Below are 19,604 nucleotides of genomic sequence, written 5' to 3' on the forward strand. Positions count from 1 at the left end.
TCCCTGAGCGCCAGAAACGCAAAAGCCGCGCAATGCGCGGCTTTTTTGTTTGGTGGGCCCACACGGACTTGAACCGTGGACCAAAGGATTATGAGTCCTCTGCTCTGACCAACTGAGCTATAGGCCCTTAACAGGTCGCGGATTATAGCGATGGTTTCTCTGCTGTGCTATCCGAAAAATCCTCAAGGCTCATACGAAGAAAGCTCGCGGCAAAAAGCTCCGGCGGCAGGGGCAGGCTGACGATGTAGCCTTGCATCTGTTCGCAGCCTTCTGCGGCAAGGAATGCCTGTTGCGCGGGGTTTTCCACGCCTTCGGCGATGATGGTGAATTGCATGCTGTGGCCCAAGGCGATGATGGCGCGCACGATGGCCGCGTCGTGGGGGTCGTCGGGCAGGCCGCGGACGAAGGATTGGTCGATTTTCAGGAAGTCCAGCGGCAGGCGCTTGAGGTAGCTGAGGGAGGAATAGCCGGTGCCGAAGTCGTCAATCGCCAGTTGTACGCCCAGTTGCTTGAGTTGGTGCAGGACTGCCAGGGCTTCTTCGGCCTGGCTCATGATGAAGTTTTCGGTGATCTCCAATTGCAGGCAGCCGGGTTCGAGGCGGTAGTCGTGCAGCAGTTGTTCGATACGTGACAGCAGGTTGGGGTGGCGCAGTTGCGCGCCGGCGAGGTTGACCGAGAGGGTGCCGAAATCGTCGAAGGTGCCTTGCCAGGCGTGCAGTTGTCGGCAGGCCTGTTCGAGTACCCAATCGCCTATCTGCAGGATCATGCCGTTTTCTTCGGCCAGGGCAATGAAGTGCTCGGGGGGCACGTCGCCGAAGGTCGGGTGGTGCCAGCGGATGAGGGCTTCTGCGCCGATCAGTTCTTGTGTCACCAGGCTGATTTTTGGCTGGTAGTACAGGCTCAGTTCGTCGCGTTCGATGGCGCGGCGCAGTTCGTGCTCCAGGGCCACGCGTTCGTTGGCTTGGGCGGTGAGGTCGCGGGTGTAACTCTCGACCCGGTTGCGGCCCTTGGCCTTGGAGCGGTACATCGCGGCGTCGGCGTTCTTGACCAGGGTGGCGACGTCGGTGCCGTCCTGGGGGTAGAGGCTGGTGCCGATACTGGCGCTGATAAAAAACTCGTGCTCGCCGGCCTGGAACGGTGGGGTGAAGCACGCCAGCAGTTTGTTCGCGAGGTAGTCGGCGTCGGTGGCGTGTTGCAGGCCTGGCAGCAGGATGATGAATTCATCGCCGCCGAGGCGGGCGACGGTGTCGATGTCGCGCAGTTGCTCCTTGAGGCGCACGGCGATGTCCTTGAGCAAGAGGTCGCCGATGGGGTGGCCAAGGCTGTCGTTGATGTGTTTGAAGCGGTCCAGGTCGAGAAACAGCACGGCGCCCTGTTTGCCGGTTTCTTGATGGCCGTTGAGGGCGGCTTGCAAGCGGTTTTCGAACAGGGTGCGATTGGGCAGGCCGGTCAGGGGGTCGTGGTGAGCCTGGTAGTCGAGGCGCGCCTGGGCCAGCTTAAGGCTGGAGATATCGGCAAACACTGCGACAAAGTGCGTAATCAGCAGGTCGCGGTTGCGTACGGCGCTGATCGTCAGCCAGCTGGGATAAACCTCGCCATTCTTGCGGCGGTTGGAGATCTCGCCCTGCCAATGGCCGTGGGCGGTCAGTTGATGCCACATCGCCGCATAGAACGCGCTGTCGTGTAGCCCGGACGCGAGGAGGCGGGGGGTGTGGCCCAGGGCTTCGGCCTCGCTGTAGCCGGTGATCTCGCTGAAGGCGCGGTTGACGGCGCTGATGTTCTGCCGGGTGTCGGTGATTAGCACGCCTTCGGCGGTGCTTTCGAAGACCGTGGCGGCCTGTTGCAGCTTCTCCTGCATCAGTTGGCGTTCGGTGATGTCGCGGGCGATGGTGAGCATGCAGTCGTCATCGCCGATCGGCAGCGGCCGGCTGGACAACTCGCAGAGCCGGATCTGCCCGTCACTGCGGCGGATATGGCAGATGAAGTCGCGGACAAAACCGTCGCGTTGCATCAGTTCCAGCATGTGCTTGCGTTCGTTGAGATCGACCCAGATGCCCAGGTCCAGGGCGGATTGGTCGAGGGATGCCGCGCTGTTGAAGCCGGTAATACGGCTGAAGCCATCGTTCACTTCGATCAACAGGCCGTCACTCTGGCGGCTCAACAGCAAGCCGTCGGGGGAGGCGTGGAACGCCTTGGCGAATTTTTCTTCGGAGGTTTGCAGTTGTTGTTGGGTTTCCTTGAGTTGGGAGATGTCGCGCACCACCACCACAATGGCTTCGATGGTGTCGAGCTGGAACGGTTCGGCGGAAATCAGGCCGGTAAAAGCTTGGCCGTTGCTGCGCCGAAAGGGCATCTCCAGGTTGCGGATACTGGCGGTCTGCACCCGTTGCAGCAGATCCGGGCCGGTACCCTCGGTCCCCCAGATATTCAACTGTGTGCCGGTTTTACCCACCACCTCTTCAGCGCTCAGGCCAACCTGGTCCTCGAACGCCTTGTTCACCTCCAGCAGGCAGCCGTCGGACAGGCGGGCGATTATCAAGATGTCCGGGCATTGCTGAAACACCGAGGCAAATTTTTGCTCCGATAGCTGCAAGGCTTCTTCGGTGCGTTTGGCCTCGCTGATGTCGATCATCAAACCGCGCAGCACCGGCTCATGGCCGTGTTCTATCAGGCTGACAATGTCCCGCACCCACAGACAGCGGCCATCGGCGGTGATGACGCGGTAATCAATGCTGTGGTCGCGGTTGGCGCGGGTTTCGCGGTGGCAGTAGGTTTCGGCGCGTGTCAGATCGGCCGGGTGAATGATGTTGCGCCAGAAGCCCGGGATCAGCCAGTGGGCGCGGGGGTAGCCCAGCAGGTCTTCGGCGTGGGGTGATACGTAGCTGTAGGTGAAATCGACAACGCTGGCTTCCCAGGCGATGGCGGACAGGCTCTCCACCAGGCCGCGATAGTGGTATTCGCTACTGCGCAGTTCCTGTTCAAGCGCTACGCGGCGGGAAATTTCCGAGCTGAGCCGGCGATTTATCCGAATGACGATGGCCAATACGGTGCTCAGGAGTAATACCGCCGGCAAGCCGTAGGTCAGCAGGTCGGTCCAAAAGGCGCGGTGATCGGTGATGCTGCCGACCCAATGTTGTTGGATGGCATCGGTTTCTTGCGGGCTGAGGTCGGCGAGGACTTTATCGAGGATGCCGACCAGCATTTTGTTGTCCCGGGGCACGCCCATCGCCAGTTGGTAGCGATAGGGCGTTTCGCCGCTGACGTACAAGCCATCGAGCTTCAGTTGGCGCAGGCTCCAGACGCTGGAGGCGAGGTCACCGACCACGGCATCCACTTCGTCGGTGGCCAGTGCTTGCAGGGTCGAACTGACATTTGGCATGGCCACCAGGTTGAGGTCGGGGTGGTGGGTGCGCAGCAGTTCATGGGGCGCGTAATTCTCCACCACGGCAATTTTCAGCCCGTAGAGGTCCTTGAGGGTGTGCGGCTTGGCGCCGCCCTCATGGGCCAGGATCACGATGGGGAAGTCCAGGTAGGGGCGCGTGAATGCCATGTAGCTCTGGCGTTCCGGGGTGGACATGATGCCAGGCAGCAAGTCGAGCTGATTGTTGCGGGCCTGTTCGAGCACGGCGCTCCAGCTGGCCGGCTCGATCAGCTTGACCCTCACGCCCAGGCGGTCCTGGATCAGGCGCACGTAATCTGCGGCCAGACCTTGGTAGTGGCCATTTTCATCGCGGTATTCGAAGGGTGGCCATGACGCATCCACCCCCAGCCGCAGCTCCTGATGGTCCGCCAGCCAGCCACGCTCATCGTCGGTAAGAGTCAACGCGCCAGCCGTTGCGGTCCAGGTCAGCAGCGACAGCAGTAACACGGTCGGCAATCTGGGCATAACGGTCTCGTTATGGCACGGGGAATGTTTCGAGTGTAGACGGGCATTGCGGGGGAGGGGTGTTGCGCGGTTTTTTTTGCTGCAGAAAGCAAAACCCCCGGCCTGGGCCGGGGGTTCTGGTATCACTCGTCGAGGAAGGAGCGCAGATGCTCGCTTCGCGTCGGGTGGCGCAACTTGCGCAGCGCCTTGGCTTCGATCTGACGGATCCGCTCACGGGTCACGTCAAACTGCTTACCGACTTCCTCGAGGGTGTGGTCGGTATTCATGTCGATGCCGAAACGCATGCGCAGTACCTTGGCTTCACGGGCAGTGAGGCCGGACAGTACGTCGCGAGTCGCTTCTTTAAGGCTCTCAACGGTGGCGACATCGATTGGCGACTGCATGGTCGAGTCTTCGATGAAGTCACCCAGATGGGAGTCTTCGTCATCACCGATCGGGGTTTCCATGGAGATCGGCTCTTTAGCGATCTTCAATACCTTACGGATTTTATCCTCAGGCATTTCCATGCGTTCGCCCAGCTCTTCCGGGGTCGGTTCGCGACCCATTTCCTGCAACATCTGCCGGGAAATACGGTTGAGCTTGTTGATCGTCTCGATCATGTGCACCGGAATACGGATGGTGCGGGCCTGGTCGGCGATCGAGCGAGTGATCGCCTGACGGATCCACCAGGTGGCATAAGTCGAGAACTTGTAGCCGCGACGGTATTCGAACTTGTCCACAGCCTTCATCAAGCCGATGTTGCCTTCCTGGATCAGATCGAGGAATTGCAGGCCACGGTTGGTGTACTTCTTGGCGATGGAGATCACCAGACGCAAGTTCGCTTCAACCATCTCTTTCTTCGCGCGGCGGGCCTTGGCCTCACCGATCGACATGCGACGGTTGATGTCCTTGATCTCGGCAATTGTCAGGCCGGTCTCGGTTTCAAGCGCAGTCAGCTTTTGCTGGCAACGGATGATGTCCGGTTGCAGGCGACCGATGGCTTCAGCGTATTTCGCCTTGCCTTTGGCCAGTGCGTCGGACCAGCTTTCGTCAACTTCGTTGCCCGGGAACTGGCGCAGGAAGTCGGTACGCGGCATGCGCGCATCACGGACACAGAGCTGCATGATTGCACGCTCTTGTGCACGCAGACGCTCAAGGGCGCTACGAACGCGTTCAACCAGGCCTTCGAATTGCTTCGGCACCAGCTTGATCGGCATGAACAGCTCAGCCAGGGCCAGCAGCTCGGCGATTGCCTGCTTGTTGGCGCGACCGTGCTTCTTCAAGGCCTTGCGGGTGATTTCCATTTGATCGGAAACCGCACCGAAACGCTGGGCAGCGATGATCGGGTCTGGACCGCTTTCGACTTCTTCTTCGTCGTCGGTGCTGGCTTCAGCCTCGTCGTCGTCGGTGTCATCGTCCGCTTTCGCGGCCTTGGCATCGACAGGCGGCGGTACTTCGGCAGCAGGCGGCGCGATGCCGTCGTCCGGGTCGATATAACCGCTCAGGACGTCGGACAGGCGGCCACCTTCGGTGGTGACGCGAGTGTACTCGGAGAGAATGTGGTCAACCGTGCCAGGGAAGTGCGCGATTGCGCCCATCACTTCACGGATACCCTCTTCAATACGCTTGGCGATTTCGATTTCGCCTTCGCGTGTCAGCAACTCGACGGTACCCATTTCACGCATATACATGCGCACAGGGTCAGTCGTGCGACCGATGTCGGTCTCCACCGCGGCCAACGCAGCAGCGGCTTCTTCAGCGGCTGCCTCGTCGGTATCGGCGTCGGCCAACATAAGGGCGTCCGCATCCGGAGCACTCTCGTGTACGGGGATCCCCATGTCATTAATCATGCGGATGATGTCTTCCACCTGCTCTGGATCTGAAATATCCTCAGGCAGGTGATCGTTGACCTCTGCGTAAGTCAGATACTTCTGCTCACGACCAAGGGTGATCAACTCTTTGATACGAGACTGCTGTTGCGCTTTTCCGGACATAACACCCTATCCACTGAAGGTCTTGGCGGGCAAAAAACAAGCCGAGGATTATACCCGAGCTATGACCTCACACGCCAGCTGAGGTCGGGTTTGATGCGGAAACATTCTGTTTTAAGAGGTCGCGCATCTGTTTTGCTATCTGAATTTGCTCTTCAGCCGATAATCCTGGCTGCCTTGCTCTCTTGATGAGTTCGTCGAGGGTCTGCGTGTGCTGGCCCTCGGATAACCTAGTAATGGTGTCTAAAAACTGTTGTTCAAGGTTATCGCCGTCAATTAGCCACTCCTTTTCCGCGAGTGCTTTCAACAAACGACCTTGTTCGGTGCCGTGCCAGCGAGCCATCAACTGAATTGAGTTTAGCTTAGGATTTTTCTGCACCGCTTCAATCAGCGCGATTAGCACCTGGGCGTAGGTGTTGCTGGCGTTTGCGAAGTGATCGGCGCTTTCAACCTTGCCCGCCAATTGCGGGTGATGGATGAGGGTGCGCAGGGCAATCAAGGTTGGCGCTTCCACGGCGACCGGGGTGCGTGGGGCGTAAGCCTCGTCGCGATTGCCGCGTTTGCCGTCCTTGCTCCAGGGTTTCTTGTCCCATTTCTTGCCGCCGGCGCCGGGCTTTTTCGGTGACCACTCCTGCTGGGGCGTGTAGGCCTCGTGCGGTTGGTGGAAGTCGGCATAGTCCGGCATGGCGTCGTAATCCATGCCCGGGTCGTAGGCCGGTGGCGCTGCATCGTGCGGTGCGCTGTGGGCCAGCTGGCTGACGGCTTCGCCACTTAAGCCGGTGATTTCCTGCAAACGCTGGCGCATCAAGGTGCGCAAGTTGGCGCCCGGCACCTTGTCGATCAGCGGCGCGGCGAGGGTGGCCATGTGGGCCTTGCCTTCGAGGGAGCGCGGATCGGCTTCTTCGGTCAGTTGTTGGAAGAAGTAGTCCGCCAGCGGCTGCGCATGTTGATTAATGCGGGCGCGGAATGCGTCGGTGCCTTCGGAGCGGACCAGGGTGTCCGGGTCTTCGCCTTCGGGCAGGAACAAAAAGCGTGCGCGGCGTCCATCCTGCAGGCTCGACAGTGTGGCTTCGAGGGCGCGCCAGGCGGCGTTGCGGCCGGCCTGGTCGCCGTCGAAGCAAAACAAGACGCTGGGCACGACGCGAAACAGGCGCTTCAAGTGTTCTTCGCTGGTGGCGGTACCCAGCGTTGCCACCGCGTTGCGCAGGCCCTGCTGGGCGAGCGCGATCACATCCATATAGCCTTCAACCACGATGATTTCATCGAGGTTGCGATTGTTCTTGCGCGCTTCGAACAGCCCGTAGAGTTCCTGGCCCTTATGGAAAACCGGAGTTTCCGGGGAGTTCAGGTACTTGGGCTTGTCGTCCCCCAGTACGCGGCCACCGAACGCAATGATGCGGCCACGGCTGTCGCGGATCGGGAACATCACGCGGTCGCGGAAGCGGTCGTAGCGCTTGCCGGTCTCGGCGTTTTCCACCAAGAGGCCGGCGTCGATCATGGCTTTTTGTTGCAGGGTGTCGCTGCTCAGGTGCTTGTACAGGTTGTCCCAGCCAGGTGGGGCGAAACCCAGGCCGAAGTCACGGGCGATTTCACCGGTGAGGCCGCGACCCTTGAGGTAGTCGACGGCAGCCTTGCGCTGCGGATGGCTCTTAAGCGCCTGACGATAAAAGTCGGCAGCGGCCGTCAGCAGCGGGTACAGCGGTGAATCGGTGGGTTGGCGCGGTTTGTGCGGACGGCCACTTTCTTCGCGCGGGACTTCCATGCCGGCAGCTTTTGCCAGGTCCTCGATGGCCTGGGGGAAGTCCAGGTTGTCGTGGTCCATGAGAAAGCCGAGGGCGTTGCCGCCTGCGCCGCAGCCGAAGCAGTAGTAGAACTGCTTGTCGGGGCTGACGCTGAACGACGGGGTTTTCTCTTTGTGGAACGGGCAGCAGGCGGTGTAGTTCTTGCCGGCTTTTTTCAGTTGCACGCGCGAGCTGACAACATCGACGATGTCGGTGCGGTTCAGAAGGTCGTCAATAAAGCTCTGGGGAATCAGCCCGGCCATGGCGTTCTCGTCATCACTGCGTGTAAATGAGGGCCCGTGATGTGCTCGGGCGCACGTAGCGTGGCTCGATCATCAACTGTCTGCTTGGGCTTTCAGGAAGTGTATCTGCCGTTCATTCACTGACGTTAATTTCAATCAGGTTTTCGGCATGGAAATGTTGCCCCGGCATCCGGTCTTGGCCAACGGTGGGCCTCGGAAGCTCGTGCGGGCACAGCCGACACGGTTGATCGCCTGTTTGTAGGATAAGTGTGCTCGTCAGTAGCCTTGTTAGACTCGTCAGAAGAGACGTGCACCGCTGGCAGAAGAGCCAGTCCTGACGTGTGAAGCAGTTGTTTCGGTCGCGTGTGCGGCGTCAACAGTGAAGCATCAAGCGATATCCGCAAATGCCAACAGCCCGGCTGAGGGCCGGGCTTGGCAGAAGCTTGCTACGAACGTCTGTGTATTAGTACAGACGAACGGCGCGGCGCTGTTCGCGCTGAACTTTCTTAGCGTGACGCTTAACAGCGGCTGCTGCCTTGCGCTTACGCTCAGAAGTTGGCTTCTCGTAAAATTCGCGGCTACGAACTTCAGCCAGTACACCGGCTTTTTCGCAGGAGCGCTTGAAACGACGCAGAGCTACGTCGAAGGGTTCGTTCTCTTTAACTTTGACGGCTGGCATCCAGAGCTACCTTCTTTCATTACCGGGATCAACGTTCTCGTCGCAAGAAATTCGCGGCTGAGGTCGTCGGTTTTTAAGGGTTGCGGATGTTAACCCCTCATTGCCCGGAATGCAAAGCCTCTGATCGAAAACCGCTAGTCGGGAGGGGGAGTGGCGACTATTATGCGCGCCTTCGAATTCAGCCTCTACAAGGCGCAAACCCATGCTAGTACTGGGACTTGAAACCTCCTGCGACGAAACCGGTGTCGCACTTTACGACAGTGAACGCGGGCTTTTGGCCGATGCACTGTTCAGTCAGATCGACCTGCACCGCGCCTATGGCGGCGTGGTGCCGGAGCTTGCCAGCCGCGATCACGTCAAACGCATGCTGCCGTTGATTCGCCAGGTGCTGGACGAGGCCGGCTGCGTGCCGACCGAGATCGACGCGATTGCCTACACCGCCGGCCCCGGATTGGTCGGAGCCCTGCTGGTTGGGGCTTCTTGCGCCCAGGCGCTGGCGTTTGCCTGGGGCATTCCGGCCCTCGGCGTGCACCACATGGAAGGCCATTTACTGGCACCGATGCTGGAAAAAACACCGCCCGAGTTCCCGTTCGTCGCTTTGTTGGTTTCCGGCGGCCACACGCAGCTGGTTCAGGTGGACGGCATCGGCCAATACACCCTGCTGGGCGAATCCCTGGATGACGCTGCCGGCGAAGCCTTCGACAAGACCGCGAAGATGATGGGCCTCAATTATCCCGGTGGCCCGGAAATCGCCCGTCTCGCCGAAAAAGGTGTGGCCGGCCGCTACACCTTCCCGCGACCGATGTGTGATCGCCCGGGCCTGATGTTCAGCTTCAGCGGCCTGAAAACCTCTGCGCTGAATACCTGGCAGCACAGCGTCAGCGCCGGGGACGACAGTGAGCAAGCCCGTTGCGACATCGCGCTGGCGTTCCAGCAGGCCGTGGTGGAGACTTTGACCATCAAGTGCAAGCGCGCCCTCAAGCAGGCCGGCATGAAGCGCCTGGTGATCGCTGGCGGCGTCAGCGCCAACAAGGCCTTGCGCACGTCGTTGGAAAAAATGCTCGGCGACATGAAAGGGGATGTGTTTTACGCGCGCCCTGAGTTCTGCACCGATAACGGCGCGATGATCGCCTATGCCGGCTGCCAGCGCCTGCAGGCCGGGCAGCATGAAAGCCTGGCGATCAGCGTGCAGGCGCGCTGGCCGATGGAGCAGTTGTCGCCGCTGTAACGCGTCACGTGAACCGGGCTCATCGCGGGTATTTAAAAATGCCGTTCGCGCCCGGCAAACAGGTCGCGTAGATTGCCGCGGTGGCGCCAGACGATCAGCAGTGTCAGCACGCTCATCGGCAGCAGCGCCGCCGGTTCCTGCCAGGCCAGCAACGGCAGGGTCAGTGGGGTGGCGATCAGCGCGGCAAGCGAGCTGGTGCGGGTCAGGTAGAACGTCAGCAGCCAGGCAATCACGGCCAGCAAGGCCGCCGGTGGGTAGATCCCCAGCAGCATGCCTGCCGCCGTGGCCACACCTTTGCCGCCGCGAAAGCGGAAGTACAGGGGAAACAGATGGCCGAGGACGGCGCACACGCCGATCCACGCTTGCTGTTGCAGGGTAAGGCCGGCGAGGCTGGCGATCAGCACGGGCAACAGGCCCTTGCACAGGTCGCCCAGCAGCGTCAGCACGGCGAGCTTCTTGCCGGCCAGGCGCAACATATTGGTGGCGCCGGCATTGCCTGAGCCACTCATTCGCGGGTCGGGATTTCCCGTCAGGCGGCTGAGCAAAATGGCGAAGGACAGCGAGCCGAGCAGGTAGGCGAGAATCGCCAGTGACCAAAACATGCTAACTATTCCGGGCGAGGACGCCCTGATTCTAACGGGGCATCGCGCCCTTGTCGTGCTGCGGAGAAGAGTGCTTGGACAGAGTGTTTATCGAAGGCCTGGAAGTTGACACCGTGATCGGGGCCTACGACTGGGAGCGCGGAATCCGCCAATGCCTGCGCCTGGACCTGAGCTTTGCCTGGGACAACCGCCCGGCTGCGGCCGGTGACGACCTGACCCTGGCCTTGGACTACGCCAGTGTGTCCGCACGTATCCAGGCGTTTGCCGAGCAATCCCAGTATCAGCTGGTTGAAACCTTCGCCGAGCGCTTGGCCGAAGTGTTGATGAGCGAGTTCCAGATTCCCTGGCTGCACCTCAAGTTGACCAAGCCCGGGGCTGTGCCGGCCGCGAAGGGCGTGGGCGTGGAGATCGAGCGCGGATGTCGCTAACTCAGGTTTACCTTGGCCTTGGCAGCAATATCGAGCGCGAGACCCATCTGTGCGCCGGCCTTGACGCGCTGGCGGGCTTTTTGACGGATATCCGCTGCTCGGCGGTGTTCGAAAGCCAGCCGGTGGGGATCAAGAGTGGTCCGTTCTTCAATCTGGTGGTGTCGGCCTATACCGACCTGCCGTTGATGGAACTGGATCGCCGTTTGAAATTCATCGAGGCCGACAATGGCCGTTATGCGCCGGATCGCAAGGGCCTGCCGCTGGACATCGACGTGTTGCTATACGGCGACCTGGTGGGCAATTTCGATGGCTTGATCCTGCCGCGTGCAGAAATCCTCAAGAACGCCTTCGTGCTGTGGCCGCTGTCGTTGATGGCGCCGCAGCGTGTGCACCCTGAAGTGGGCAAGACGCTGGCCGAGCTGTGGCGCGATGCGCAGATCGACCAGGTGCTGGCGCCTGTGGGGTTTGAATGGCAGGGCCAGCAGCTCACCCCCGATGAGCTTCTGTAGGAGCTGAGCTTTCTGTGGCGAGGGAGCTTGCTCCCGCAGGAGTGCGCAGCGCTTCCAGGATTTTGGGGCTGCCACGCAGCCCAGCGGGAGCAAGCTCCCTCGCCACAATTAAAGTTTGTGCTGTTCCTTGTAGGCTTGCAGCGCCTTGAGCCGTTCGCGCTTGAGCGCTTCGCCCAGTTCCGGGCCTTTGAAACCCTGCTCCAGCAATGGCGCCACCGCCACTTCGCGCGCAGCCTTGGCTGCGCCGCGCAAATAATCCGCCTGTGGATAACTGCGTTGCTCGAAACCCTTGCGGCCCCGGGCGTCCATTTCACAGGCGACCACAAACTCTTCAAAGCGCTGCGGGCGACGGTACACGTCAAAACTCTGCAACAACTCCAGCAATGTCGAGGCCTTCAGCTCCAGGGCGCGGTGGCCGTGGGTGTGATATTGGCAAACCAGCAGCGCCAATTCCTGGCAATCCCTCGGCACCTTGAAGCGTTCGTTGACCGTCTTGACCAGCTTCAAGCCGGTGTGTTCGTGGGCAATATGCCGCGGCAACTTATCCACAGGCGTAAGGCCTTTGCCCAGGTCATGCAGCAGGCAGGCCCAGCGCACGGTCAGCGGCTGTTTGTGCAGGGCGGCCTGTTCCAGCACGCTCAAGGTATGCACGCCGGTGTCGATTTCGGGGTGGTGGGCCGCCGGTTGCGGCACGCCGAAGAGTGCATCCACTTCCGGCATCAAGGTTTTCAGCGCATCACAGTCCCGTAGGACCTGGATGAATACTTGGGGCTGATCTTCCATCAGTGCGCGGGAAATTTCTTTCCAGCTGCGCTCCGGGGTCAGGGCTTCCAGTTCGCCTGACTCGCTGAGTTGGCGCATCAGTTCCAGGGTTGGCGGTGCTACGGTGAAACCCAGATGTGCGTAGCGCGCAGCGAAGCGGGCAACACGCAGGACTCGCAGTGGATCTTCGGCGAAAGCGGGGGAAACGTGACGCAGAATACGCGCTTCGAGATCACGCTGGCCGCCGTACGGATCCGTCACATTGCCATCGTCGTCTTCTGCCATGGCATTGATAGTCAGGTCGCGGCGGATCAGGTCTTCTTCCAGCGTGACGTCAGGGCTGGCGTGGAACACAAAGCCGCCGTAACCCCGGCCGCTCTTGCGTTCGGTGCGGGCAAGGGCGTACTCGTCGCCATTTTTCGGGTCGAGGAACACCGGGAAGTCCGAGCCCACCGGCTTATAGCCCAAGGCAAGCATCTCTTCGGCCGTGGCGCCCACCACCACACGGTCAATGTCGGTGACCGGGATGCCCAGCAGGCGATCGCGTACCGCGCCGCCGACTTTGTAGATTTTCATGAAAAAGCCTCCATTAGCCCCACAGGATAACGCCTGTGCCTGGCCAATGGAGGCTTTGCTGTTTCAGAGGTGAACGACGGCCAGGTCCAGGCGGCCGTAGTCATTGTCGTTGTGATCGGTGCGCGGTGGTACATGGTGGGTTTTCATCACCTGATCGCCCTGCAGGGTTTCCAGGTGGATGTCGAAGCCCCAAAGCCGATGCAGGTGCTTGAGCACTTCCTCGGTGGATTCGCCCAGGGGCTTGCGGTCGTGTTGCTGGTGACGCAGGGTCAGCGAGCGGTCGCCGCGCACGTCGATGCTGTAGATCTGCACGTTGGGCTCGCGGTTACCCAGGTTGTATTGCGCCGCCAGGGTTTCGCGGATGGTGCGGTAGCCGGGCTCGTCATGGATGGCGGGTACCACCAGGTCATCCTTGAGGTCGTCATCGAGGATGCTGAACAGCTTGAGGTCGCGAATCACTTGGGGCGACAAATATTGCAGGATGAAACTCTCATCCTTGAAGCTGCTCATGGCGAACTTGATCGTGGACAGCCAGTCGGTACCGGCGATTTCCGGAAACCAGCGGCGGTCTTCTTCGGTGGGGTGCTCACACATGCGCCGGATGTCACGGTACATGGCAAAACCCAGGGCGTAGGGGTTGATGCCGCTGTAGTACGGGCTGTCGAAGCCGGGTTGGAATACCACGCTGGTGTGGGAAGTGAGGAACTCCATCATGAAGCCGTCGGTGACCAGGCCTTCGTCATACAGGTCGTTCATCAGCGTGTAGTGCCAGAACGTCGCCCAGCCTTCGTTCATCACCTGGGTTTGGCGCTGTGGATAAAAGTACTGGGCGATCTTGCGCACAATGCGCACGATTTCCCGCTGCCATGGCTCCAGCAGCGGGGCGTGTTTTTCCAGGAAATACAGGATGTTTTCCTGAGGTTCGGCGGGGAAGCGTGCATTGTCCTTGTCGCTGTTCTTGCCGGTCTTTTTCGGAATGGTGCGCCACAGGTCGTTGATCTGCTTTTGCAGGTGCTCCTCGCGCTCCTTCTGGCGCAGGCGTTCTTCCTCGGCGGAAATCGGGTACGGGCGTTTGTAGCGGTCCACGCCGTAGTTCATCAGCGCATGGCAGGAGTCGAGCAGGTCCTCCACGGCGTCGATGCCATGGCGTTCCTCACACTGCATGATGTACTGCTTGGCGAACACCAGGTAGTCGATGATCGAGCTGGCGTCGGTCCAGGTGCGGAACAGGTAGTTGCCCTTGAAGAAGCTGTTGTGCCCGTAGCAGGCATGGGCCACCACCAGCGCCTGCATGCAGATGGTGTTTTCTTCCATCAGATAGGCGATGCACGGGTCCGAGTTGATGACGATCTCGTAGGCCAGGCCCATCTGGCCCCGGCTGTAGGACTTCTCGGTGCTGAGGAAGTGTTTGCCGTAGGACCAATGGTGATAGCCCAGGGGCATGCCGACCGAGGCATAGGCATCCATCATCTGCTCGGCGGTGATGACTTCGATCTGGTTGGGGTAGGTGTCCAGGGCATAACCCGCCGCGATGCGGCTGATTTCCCGGTCATAGGCCTGGATCAGTTCAAAGGTCCACTCGGAACCCGTGGAAATCGGTTGGCGTCTTTGCTCTTTTTTGGCGGTCATGTCACTAACCTGCGCTGGAAGAGTTCACGGAAGACCGGGTAGATATCGCCGGCCGAGACCAGTTGCTGCTGGGCGAACGTGTCGGCAAAGGCTTCGCCGATGCGCTCGTATTCGAACCACAGGGCCTGGTGCTCACGGGGGGTGATTTCAACGTAAGTGTAGTACTGCACGAACGGCATGATCTGGTTTATCAGGATGTCGCGGCAGATGGGCGAGTCATCGTTCCAGTTGTCACCGTCCGAGGCTTGGGCGGCGTAGATGTTCCACTCGTTGGCCGGGTAGCGTTCGGCCATGATCTCCTGCATCAGTTTCAGCGCACTGGAGACGATGGTGCCGCCGGTTTCCCGTGAGTAGAAGAACTCCTCTTCGTCCACTTCCCGGGCGCTGGTGTGATGGCGGATGAACACCACGTCGATCTTGTCGTAGTTCCGCTTCAGGAACAGGTACAGCAGGATAAAGAAACGCTTGGCGATGTCCTTGGTGGCCTGGGTCATGGAGCCGGACACGTCCATCAGGCAGAACATCACTGCCTTGGAGCTGGGGTTGGGCTGCTTGACCAGCAGGTTGTATTTCAGGTCGAAGGTGTCGAGGAACGGCACGCGGTGGATGCGTGCACTGAGTTTCTCGATTTCCGCCTCGATGTCCTGGATATCGCCGAAGTTGTCCGGTTCTTCACGTTTCAGTCGAGCCAGCTCTTCCTTCGCTTCCTTCAATTTGGCGCGGCTGCTGCCGGACAGGGCGATACGCCGCGCATGGGCCGAGCGCAGGGTGCGGATGATGTTGATGCGCGACGGGTTGCCCTCGTTGCTGATCCCCGCGCGCACGGTCTTGAAGGTGTCGGTGCCGGTGAGGTTGCGCTTGACCAGGTTGGGCAGTTCCAGGTCTTCGAACATGAATTCGAGGAATTCCTCCTGGGTGATCTGGAACACGAACTCATCCATGCCCTCGCCGGAGTTGCCGGCCTTGCCCGGGCCCTTGCCACCGCCACCGCCTTGGGGGCGCTGGATATGCTCGCCGGTGGTGAATTCCTTGTTGCCCGGGTGCACCACCGTCTGTTTGCCGCCACGGCCGTGGTGCAGCACCGGTTCGTCGATGTCCCGTCCGGGAATGCTGATTTGTTCGCCATGTTCCATGTCGGTAATGGAGCGGCGGCTGACGGCCTCTTCCACGGCCTTTTTGATGTGGTCACGGTAACGCCGCAGGAAACGCTGGCGGTTTACCGTGCTCTTGTTCTTGCCATTGAGGCGTCGGTCGATCACATAGCTCATGGGGAGCCCTCCGGGCAGCTTCACGTTACAAGCTTCAAACTGCGAGCTGGAAGCTTAAGGACAGGCGGTCAGTTGCCAGGCCAAAGGCCTGGCACTGCACGCGCGTCGCTGCCTTACTGCGATTTGCGCACCCGCAGGTACCACTCGGAGAGCAGCCGTACCTGTTTGTCGGTGTAGCCGCGTTCGACCATGCGTGTGACGAAGTCGTTGTGTTTTTGCTGGTCCTCCTTGCTGGCCTTGGCGTTGAAGCTGATGACCGGCAGCAGATCCTCGGTGTTGGAGAACATTTTCTTCTCGATGACCACCCGCAGCTTCTCGTAGCTGAGCCAGGTGGGGTTCTTGCCGTTGTTGTTGGCGCGGGCACGCAGCACGAAGTTGACGATTTCGTTGCGGAAATCTTTCGGGTTGCTGATACCGGCCGGTTTCTCGATTTTCTCCAGTTCCTCGTTGAGGGCTACGCGGTTGAGAATCTCGCCGGTTTCCGGGTCGCGGTATTCCTGGTCCTGGATCCAGAAGTCGGCGTACAGCACGTAGCGGTCGAAGATGTTCTGGCCGTACTCGCTGTAGGACTCCAGGTACGCGGTCTGGATTTCCTTGCCGATAAATTCGATGTAGCGCGGCGCCAGGTACTCCTTGAGGAAGCGCAGGTAGCGTTCGCGGGTCTCGGCCTGGAATTGCTCCTGTTCGATCTGCTGCTCCAGCACGTAGAGCAGGTGCACCGGGTTGGCGGCGATCTCGTGGGGGTCGAAGTTGAAGACCTTGGACAGGATCTTGAACGCAAACCGCGTGGACAGGCCGTTCATGCCCTCGTCGACGCCGGCCGTGTCGCGGTACTCCTGGATCGACTTGGCCTTGGGGTCGGTGTCCTTGAGGTTTTCGCCGTCGTACACGCGCATCTTCGAGTAGATGTTCGAGTTTTCCGGCTCCTTGAGGCGCGACAGCACGGTGAACTGGGCGAGCATCTTCAGGGTGTCGGGTGCGCAGTGCGCCTTGGCCAGGGAGCTGTTGAACAGCAGCTTGTCGTAGATCTTGATTTCATCGCTGACCCGCAGGCAGTACGGCACCTTGACGATATAGATCCGGTCGATGAAGGCTTCGTTGTTCTTGTTGTTGCGGAAGGTGTGCCACTCCGATTCGTTGGAGTGGGCCAGCAGGATCCCGGTGAACGGAATCGCCCCCAGGCCTTCGGTACTGTTGTAGTTGCCTTCCTGGGTGGCGGTCAACAGTGGGTGCAGCACCTTGATCGGTGCCTTGAACATCTCCACGAACTCCATCAGGCCCTGGTTGGCCCGGCACAGTGCGCCCGAGTAGCTGTAGGCATCGGCGTCGTTCTGCGGGAATTCTTCGAGCTTGCGGATATCGACCTTGCCCACCAGCGCCGAAATGTCCTGGTTGTTTTCGTCGCCCGGTTCGGTCTTGGCCACGCCGATCTGGTTGAGGATCGAGGGGTAGAGCTTGACCACGCGGAACTGGCTGATGTCACCGCCGAACTCGGCCAGGCGCTTGGTGGCCCAGGGCGACATGATGGTGTTGAGGTAGCGACGTGGGATGCCGAAGTCTTCTTCGAGGATCGCGCCATCTTCGGTGGCGTTGAACAGGCCCAGGGGCGACTCGAAGACCGGCGAGCCCTTGATGGCGTAGAAGGGCACTTTCTCGATCAGTTGTTTGAGCTTTTCGGCCAGGGACGATTTACCGCCGCCGACGGGGCCGAGCAGGTAGAGGATCTGTTTCTTCTCTTCCAGGCCTTGGGCGGCATGGCGGAAGTAGGAGACGATCTGGTCGATGCATTCTTCCATGCCATGGAAGTCTTCAAAGGCCGGATAGCGACGGATCACCTTGTTGGAAAAAATTCGCGACAGGCGCGAGTTGTTGGAGGTGTCTACCAGCTCCGGCTCGCCAATCGCCAGCAGCAGGCGTTCGGCGGCAGACGCATAGGTACTGCGGTCCTTTTTGCACAGCTCAAGATACTCCTGCAGCGTGAGTTCTTCTTGCTGTGTGGACTCGAAGCGTTGTTGGAAGTGGCTAAAAATACTCATGACGTCGTCACCTCGCTCGATACGTGGAGCCGACGCCGGATCAATCAGTCGATGCTGGCAGTCATTGACGATCGCCAATGGCCGTTTTCCCCCCAGAACACCCTGAAACGCTACCGATGACCCGCACGCCGGTGTACCGGCTCTCCCCTGATTCGGATGGCCTGCGCTTAAGGATAGTTCGGAATCGGGGAGGTCAAGGCGCGATGCGTAATTAGTTTGGCTGCGCCGTTCGTCAGAAACGGCGCGAGGCCAAGCGTCACGCGGGGTAGCGGGGTTTGAAAAAAATTATTGCGAATCGCCTGAGGCAATTTCCGCAGGAAACGTCGTACGCCACAGCTCAAAGCCACCGTCCAGGCTATAGACGTCGGAGAAACCCTGGCTGACCAGGTAGGCCGCCGCGCTCTGGCTGGAATTGCCGTGGTAGCAGGCCACGATCACCGGCGCATCAAGGTCGGCTGCGCGGATGAAGTCGGCGATGTTGACGTTGTCCAGGTGTTGGGCGCCAGTGATGTGAGCCGCCACGTAGGTAGGCTGATCGCGGATGTCGACGACCACGGCGCCTGTCTCGCGCAGGGCCTGGGCTTGTTCGGGGGAGATGCGTTTGAATTCGCTCATGGGGGCTCCTAGGGCTTGGCGGCCGGCAGGGTAACGGAAAGGGGGGATTCGCACTGGCAACTGTGGCGCTCGCCGGTGTCGATGTTCATCAGGGTCATGGCGCCGCCCCACACGCAACCGGTGTCGAGGGCGAACACGTCGGGCTCAGTGCACTTGCCTTCGAGGGCGGCCCAGTGGCCAAAGATGATCTTTGTGTCACGGGTCTTGCGGTCTTTGTGGGCGAACCAGGGTTTGTAGCCGGGCAGCGCGGTGTCGGCGCCTTCCTTGCTCTTGAGGTCCAGCTTGCCTTCGGCGGTGCAGAAACGCATGCGGGTGAAGTAGTTGGTGATGACCCGCAGGCGCGTGACACCCTTGAGGTCGTTGTCCCACTTCACTGGCTCGTTGCCGTACATGCCGTCGAGGTAGGTGGTGTACAGGTTGTCATCAGCCAATACGCTTTCGACTTCGGCGGCGCACTTGAGGGCTTTCTTCAGCGTCCACTGCGGCGGGATGCCAGCATGCACCAGGGCCATATTGCGGACCTCGTCGTAGTGCATGATCTTCTGGTGGCGCAGCCAGTCGAGCAAGGCGGCGCTGTCCGGCGCTTCGAGGATTTCCCGCAGGGTGTCGCCCTTTTTCAGACGCTCGATGTTATTGGCGGCCGCCAGCAGGTGCAGGTCGTGGTTGCCCAGGACGCACACCAGTGAGTCGCGCAGGCTATATAAGTAGCGCAAGGTTTCGAGGGATTGCGGGCCGCGGTTGACCAGATCGCCGACCAGCCACAGGCGGTCGCGGGTTGGATCGAAGGACACGCGTTCAAGCAGGCACTTGAGGGGTTCCAGGCAGCCTTGCAGGTCGCCGACCGCGTACGTCGCCATCAGTGCAGGGCTCCCGGCACGGCGAGGCGGAAGGGTGCGATGACGGCGTCGAACAACTGGCCGTCGGTGGCTTTCATCTGATACGAGCCTTGCATGGTGCCGACCTTGGAGGTCATCACCGTGCCGCTGCTGTAGGTGTGGCTGGCTCCGCAATCAATCAACGGCTGCTGGCCAACCACGCCTGCGCCGCGCACTTCCTCGACCTGGCCGTCGCCGTCGGTAATCACCCAGTGGCGCGACAGCAGCTTGGCCGGCACCAGCCCGTTGTTTTTCACCGTGATGGTGTAGGCAAAGGCGAAGCGGTTGTGTTCGGGTTGCGATTGGTCCGCCAGGAAGCGGGTGACGACGCTGACGTCGATCTGGTAGCGAGGATCGGACATGCAAGAGGCCTTAAAAGCAAAAGCGGGGGGACAGCAGATGCGGATCAGTCTAGGCCAAGAGGTGGGCACTAGGCCAGACATGCCACCTGGCGGCGCGGAGAATGTGGGAGCGGGCTTGCTCGCGAAGGCGGTGTGTCAGTGCCAGGTTCATTGGCT

The 19,604-nt window shown here is 60.4% G+C and carries 15 protein-coding genes and 1 tRNA gene; 3 read left to right on the forward strand and 13 right to left on the reverse strand.

Annotated elements, in window-relative coordinates:
• Positions 1-50: 50 nt before the first annotated feature.
• The 5 genes from NUV89_RS02070 to rpsU all read right to left on the reverse strand — a co-directional run bounded on the left by NUV89_RS02070 (position 51) and on the right by rpsU (position 8,558).
• Positions 51-127 (reverse strand) — tRNA-Ile (locus NUV89_RS02070).
• Positions 128-142: 15 nt separating this feature from the next.
• Positions 143-3,886, reverse strand: coding sequence for an EAL domain-containing protein (locus NUV89_RS02075; RefSeq protein ID WP_257780117.1), 3,744 nt, complete (start codon positions 3,884-3,886; stop codon positions 143-145).
• Positions 3,887-4,008: 122 nt separating this feature from the next.
• Positions 4,009-5,859: an RNA polymerase sigma factor RpoD gene (gene rpoD, locus NUV89_RS02080; RefSeq protein ID WP_017739518.1), complete on the reverse strand. Its 1,851-nt coding sequence runs from the start codon at positions 5,857-5,859 to the stop codon at positions 4,009-4,011.
• 67 nt (positions 5,860-5,926) lie between these two features.
• Complete coding sequence (gene dnaG / locus NUV89_RS02085) at positions 5,927-7,900, reverse strand: DNA primase (protein ID WP_257780118.1); 1,974 nt, start codon at positions 7,898-7,900, stop codon at positions 5,927-5,929.
• Positions 7,901-8,342: 442 nt separating this feature from the next.
• Positions 8,343-8,558 (reverse strand): 30S ribosomal protein S21, encoded by a 216-nt coding sequence (gene rpsU, locus NUV89_RS02090; protein WP_002551877.1) that lies wholly within the window; start codon positions 8,556-8,558, stop codon positions 8,343-8,345.
• 202 nt (positions 8,559-8,760) lie between these two features.
• Here rpsU and tsaD point away from each other — a divergent pair, with 202 nt between their 5' ends.
• A complete protein-coding gene (gene tsaD / locus NUV89_RS02095; protein WP_017739515.1) occupies positions 8,761-9,786 on the forward strand; it encodes a tRNA (adenosine(37)-N6)-threonylcarbamoyltransferase complex transferase subunit TsaD in 1,026 nt (341 codons plus the stop codon).
• 32 nt (positions 9,787-9,818) lie between these two features.
• On the opposite strand, the gene plsY is transcribed toward tsaD, so the two are convergent.
• Positions 9,819-10,388, reverse strand: a complete 570-nt coding sequence (gene plsY / locus NUV89_RS02100; RefSeq protein ID WP_017739514.1) for a glycerol-3-phosphate 1-O-acyltransferase PlsY — start codon at positions 10,386-10,388, stop codon at positions 9,819-9,821.
• Positions 10,389-10,462: 74 nt separating this feature from the next.
• On the opposite strand from plsY, the gene folB reads away from it, so the two are divergent.
• A complete protein-coding gene (gene folB, locus NUV89_RS02105; RefSeq protein WP_015886183.1) occupies positions 10,463-10,816 on the forward strand; it encodes a dihydroneopterin aldolase in 354 nt (117 codons plus the stop codon).
• On the forward strand, positions 10,807-11,325 hold the full coding sequence (gene folK / locus NUV89_RS02110) for a 2-amino-4-hydroxy-6-hydroxymethyldihydropteridine diphosphokinase (protein WP_257780119.1): 519 nt from the start codon (positions 10,807-10,809) through the stop codon (positions 11,323-11,325). The genes folB and folK overlap by 10 nt, the downstream gene beginning before the upstream one ends.
• A 108-nt stretch (positions 11,326-11,433) precedes the next feature.
• Here folK and NUV89_RS02115 read toward each other — a convergent pair whose 3' ends face one another.
• The 7 genes from NUV89_RS02115 to apaG form a co-directional block, all read right to left on the reverse strand.
• Positions 11,434-12,663, reverse strand: a complete 1,230-nt coding sequence (locus NUV89_RS02115) for a multifunctional CCA addition/repair protein (RefSeq protein ID WP_257780120.1) — start codon at positions 12,661-12,663, stop codon at positions 11,434-11,436.
• A gap of 63 nt (positions 12,664-12,726) precedes the next feature.
• Entirely contained in the window at positions 12,727-14,292 is a 1,566-nt protein-coding gene (locus tag NUV89_RS02120; RefSeq protein WP_257780121.1) for a SpoVR family protein, read from the reverse strand.
• Positions 14,289-15,560, reverse strand: a complete 1,272-nt coding sequence (locus NUV89_RS02125) for a YeaH/YhbH family protein (protein ID WP_017739509.1) — start codon at positions 15,558-15,560, stop codon at positions 14,289-14,291. The genes NUV89_RS02120 and NUV89_RS02125 overlap by 4 nt, the downstream gene beginning before the upstream one ends.
• A 113-nt stretch (positions 15,561-15,673) precedes the next feature.
• A complete protein-coding gene (locus NUV89_RS02130) occupies positions 15,674-17,596 on the reverse strand; it encodes a PrkA family serine protein kinase (protein ID WP_017739508.1) in 1,923 nt (640 codons plus the stop codon).
• A 285-nt stretch (positions 17,597-17,881) separates the two neighbouring features.
• A complete protein-coding gene (gene glpE / locus NUV89_RS02135; protein ID WP_257780122.1) occupies positions 17,882-18,211 on the reverse strand; it encodes a thiosulfate sulfurtransferase GlpE in 330 nt (109 codons plus the stop codon).
• Positions 18,212-18,219: 8 nt separating this feature from the next.
• On the reverse strand, positions 18,220-19,068 hold the full coding sequence (locus NUV89_RS02140) for a symmetrical bis(5'-nucleosyl)-tetraphosphatase (RefSeq protein ID WP_257780123.1): 849 nt from the start codon (positions 19,066-19,068) through the stop codon (positions 18,220-18,222).
• Positions 19,068-19,448, reverse strand: coding sequence for a Co2+/Mg2+ efflux protein ApaG (apaG, locus tag NUV89_RS02145; protein WP_017739505.1), 381 nt, complete (start codon positions 19,446-19,448; stop codon positions 19,068-19,070). Before apaG ends, NUV89_RS02140 begins: the two co-directional genes overlap by 1 nt.
• Positions 19,449-19,604: the final 156 nt, after the last annotated feature.

The sequence above is a fragment of the Pseudomonas sp. 18.1.10 genome (genome assembly GCF_024655625.1).
GTDB lineage: Bacteria > Pseudomonadota > Gammaproteobacteria > Pseudomonadales > Pseudomonadaceae > Aquipseudomonas.

Excerpts from the sequence above, each read along its gene's own strand:
- NUV89_RS02075 (WP_257780117.1), bottom strand. The coding sequence starts at position 3,886 with ATGCCCAGATTGCCGACCGTGTTACTGCTGTCGCTGCTGACCTGGACC.
- rpoD (WP_017739518.1), bottom strand. The coding sequence starts at position 5,859 with ATGTCCGGAAAAGCGCAACAGCAGTCTCGTATCAAAGAGTTGATCACC.
- dnaG (WP_257780118.1), bottom strand. The coding sequence starts at position 7,900 with ATGGCCGGGCTGATTCCCCAGAGCTTTATTGACGACCTTCTGAACCGC.
- rpsU (WP_002551877.1), bottom strand. The coding sequence starts at position 8,558 with ATGCCAGCCGTCAAAGTTAAAGAGAACGAACCCTTCGACGTAGCTCTG.
- tsaD (WP_017739515.1), top strand. The coding sequence starts at position 8,761 with ATGCTAGTACTGGGACTTGAAACCTCCTGCGACGAAACCGGTGTCGCA.
- plsY (WP_017739514.1), bottom strand. The coding sequence starts at position 10,388 with ATGTTTTGGTCACTGGCGATTCTCGCCTACCTGCTCGGCTCGCTGTCC.
- folK (WP_257780119.1), top strand. The coding sequence starts at position 10,807 with ATGTCGCTAACTCAGGTTTACCTTGGCCTTGGCAGCAATATCGAGCGC.
- NUV89_RS02115 (WP_257780120.1), bottom strand. The coding sequence starts at position 12,663 with ATGAAAATCTACAAAGTCGGCGGCGCGGTACGCGATCGCCTGCTGGGC.
- NUV89_RS02120 (WP_257780121.1), bottom strand. The coding sequence starts at position 14,292 with ATGACCGCCAAAAAAGAGCAAAGACGCCAACCGATTTCCACGGGTTCC.
- NUV89_RS02125 (WP_017739509.1), bottom strand. The coding sequence starts at position 15,560 with ATGAGCTATGTGATCGACCGACGCCTCAATGGCAAGAACAAGAGCACG.
- NUV89_RS02130 (WP_017739508.1), bottom strand. The coding sequence starts at position 17,596 with ATGAGTATTTTTAGCCACTTCCAACAACGCTTCGAGTCCACACAGCAA.
- glpE (WP_257780122.1), bottom strand. The coding sequence starts at position 18,211 with ATGAGCGAATTCAAACGCATCTCCCCCGAACAAGCCCAGGCCCTGCGC.
- NUV89_RS02140 (WP_257780123.1), bottom strand. The coding sequence starts at position 19,068 with ATGGCGACGTACGCGGTCGGCGACCTGCAAGGCTGCCTGGAACCCCTC.
- apaG (WP_017739505.1), bottom strand. The coding sequence starts at position 19,448 with ATGTCCGATCCTCGCTACCAGATCGACGTCAGCGTCGTCACCCGCTTC.